Origin of the sequence: Rhodobaculum claviforme (assembly GCF_016653255.1) — a bacterium.
Lineage (GTDB): Bacteria > Pseudomonadota > Alphaproteobacteria > Rhodobacterales > Rhodobacteraceae > Rhodobaculum > Rhodobaculum claviforme.
This window is the reverse complement of sequence record NZ_NHSD01000007.1, coordinates 1-2,589: the sequence shown is the minus strand read 5'-3', so window position 1 is coordinate 2,589 and position 2,589 is coordinate 1. Positions and strand designations below refer to the sequence as shown.

The window sequence follows — 2,589 nt, the reverse complement described above, 5'->3', positions numbered from 1 at the left end:
ACCGTTGGCGACCGCGATCACCCGGCTGCCATCGGTGATGTAGTCGACCGAGCCGGTCACCGCGACGATCGCCTGGCTGGCCTGCGCCAGATCGCGCGCGGCATCCAGCGCCTCGGCCGAATCGATCGAGGAATCCACGCCCCGCGTCGCGCCGGCACTGGCCGCGTTGGCCAGCGCCACGATTTCCGACCCGTTGCCGCGGATCACGGTCGGCTGCTGCGCGGTCAGGCGCGCGGCCACCTCGTTGCGGTAGCGCGTCGCCCCCACCCCGACCGGGTCGAGCACCCAGGGCGTGCCGAGCTCGCTCGCCTTAGCAGCGGCCTGCTCCATCGAGTCCACCCAACCGGCGTCCAGCGTCCCGATGTTGATCACCAGCGCGTTCGCCGCCGCCACGACTTCGTCGATCTCCTCGCGCGCGTGCGCCATCACCGGCGAAGCGCCGACGGCGAGCAGGACGTTCGCGCTCAGGTCCATGGCGACGAGGTTGGTGATCGAATGCACAAGCGGGTTGCGCGTGCGCACCTCGGCCAGCGTGTCGCAAACGCGCGGCGTGGGCTCGCTCATCGGCTCTCGTGTCTCTCACTTGTCGGTTAACGCTTTTGCCAGGCGGCGGCGCAAACCATCGCACAGCAGCCGCCCGGGTCAAGCCACGCAGACGCGCGCTTGGTCCCTTGCACCCGGCCCGTTGCTCCCGGCCGGTCCGCCGGGCTATCACGCCCTGACGACCGCGTGAGCCAGGAGATCGTTCCCAGATGCCGCACCAGCCGACCGACACCGCCCGCACCACCGCGCGCATCCTGATGGAGATCGGCGCGGTGCTGTTCCGCCCGGACGACCCGTTCACCTTCACCAGCGGCCGCAAGTCGCCGGTCTACGTCGATTGCCGCAAGATCATCTCCTATCCGCGCGCACGGGCGAAGCTGATGGAGATGGCCGTCCAGCAGGTGTCGGACGCAGCGGGCTACGAAGCATTCGACGCCGTCGCGGGTGGCGAGACCGCCGGTATCCCGTTTTCCGCCTGGCTGGCCGAGCGGCTGGGCCTGCCGATGGTCTACGTCCGCAAGAAGCCGAAGGGATTCGGCCGCAACGCCCAGATCGAGGGCGACCTGGCCGAGGGCGCGCGCGTGCTGCTGATGGAGGATCTGGCGACCGATGGGGGGTCCAAGCTGAACTTCGTCGACGCGCTGGAAACCGCCGGGGCTGAGGTGCGTCACGCCTTCGTGGTCTTCCACTACGGTATCTTCCCCGAAGGCATCGCGCAGCTCGACAAACGCGGGGTGCAGCTACACGCGCTCGCCACTTGGTGGGACGCGCTCGCGGTCGCGGAAGAAGATGCCTACCTGGATGCGGCCGGGATCGCCGTCGTCGAGCAGTTCCTGCACGCCCCCAACGACTGGTCCGCTGCCCACGGCGGCAAGACCAGCGCGGATGTAACGTAAGGGGTAAGGCGCTACCAAACGCCTGACGTGCCCGGCCACCTGCGTTAGGCTGTCCCACGTGCTTACCACTCCGAAGCTCGCGAGGGCCCCGTCATACGCCGCCTGGTCTCGCTCACCCTGCGTTATCTCGCCCTAATCGGGCTGCTCACGCTCGCCGCCTGCGACACCGGCACGGGCGATGCCAACCAGCAGGCTGGCGGTCCTGACCAGCGTACGCTCACGATCGCGATCTCGCAGTTCCCCTCGACCTGGCATCCGATGCTCGATGCCATGCTGGCGAAAAGCTACCTGCACGGTCTGGCCCGCCGGCCGGTCGTTGCCTACGGCCCGGATTGGGAGCTTCAGTGCATGCTGTGCACCGAACTGCCCACGCTGGAAAACGGTCTGGCCGAACGCGAGGAGCTGCCGAACGGCGACACCGGGATCGCGGTCACCTACACGCTGAAAGAAGGTTTGAGCTGGGCCGACGGCGAGCCGGTGACCAGCGCCGACATCCGGTACGCCTGGCAGGTCGGCAAGCACCCCAAGACCGGCGTCGTCTCGCAGCAGATCTACGCGCGTATCCGCGATATCGAGATCGTCAATGACCGCACCTTCGTCGTGCACATCGACCGGGTCACTTACGACTACAACGCCACCGTCCCAACGCCCCTGCCCCGCCACATCGACCGCGCGGCGTTCGCGCAGGACCCGGCACAGTACCGCAACCAGAACGCCTTCGACCGCGACCCGACCGATCCCGGGCTCTACCTGGGACCGTACAGGATGGTCTCGGTCCAGCGCGGCGTGCGCGCGGTCTATGAACGCAACCCGCACTGGCCCGGCAAGAAACCGGAATTCGACCGGATCATCGTGCGCGCGATCCAGAACACCGCGGCGATGGAAGCCAACCTTCTGTCCGGCACGGTCGACATGATCGCGGGCGAAACCGGCATGTCGATCGACCAGGTGCTGGCGCTGGAGACGCGCCATCCCGAACGCCTCCAGTACAAGTACCAGGCGGGTCTGGTCTACGAGCACATCGAGTTCAATCTGGAGAACCCGATCGTCGGCGACCGGCGGGTGCGTCGCGCACTCGCCTATGGGGCCAACCGGCAGGCGATCTCCGAACAGCTGTTCGACGGCAAACAGCCGGTGGCCCTGCACAACG

General features: G+C 67.7%; 3 protein-coding genes. 2 read left to right on the top strand and 1 reads right to left on the bottom strand.

The features are described 5' to 3' along the window. Positions 1-564: hydroxyethylthiazole kinase (gene thiM / locus CCR87_RS00110; RefSeq protein ID WP_201155318.1), on the bottom strand; the 564-nt coding region annotated here is incomplete at its 3' end. A gap of 188 nt (positions 565-752) precedes the next feature. Between thiM and CCR87_RS00105 the strand changes: the two genes are divergently transcribed. Further along, entirely contained in the window at positions 753-1,439 is a 687-nt protein-coding gene (locus tag CCR87_RS00105) for an orotate phosphoribosyltransferase (protein WP_027289342.1), read from the top strand. A gap of 258 nt (positions 1,440-1,697) precedes the next feature. Beyond that, positions 1,698-2,589 (top strand): ABC transporter substrate-binding protein (locus CCR87_RS00100; RefSeq protein ID WP_201155317.1); only part of this gene is annotated, 892 nt, incomplete at its 3' end.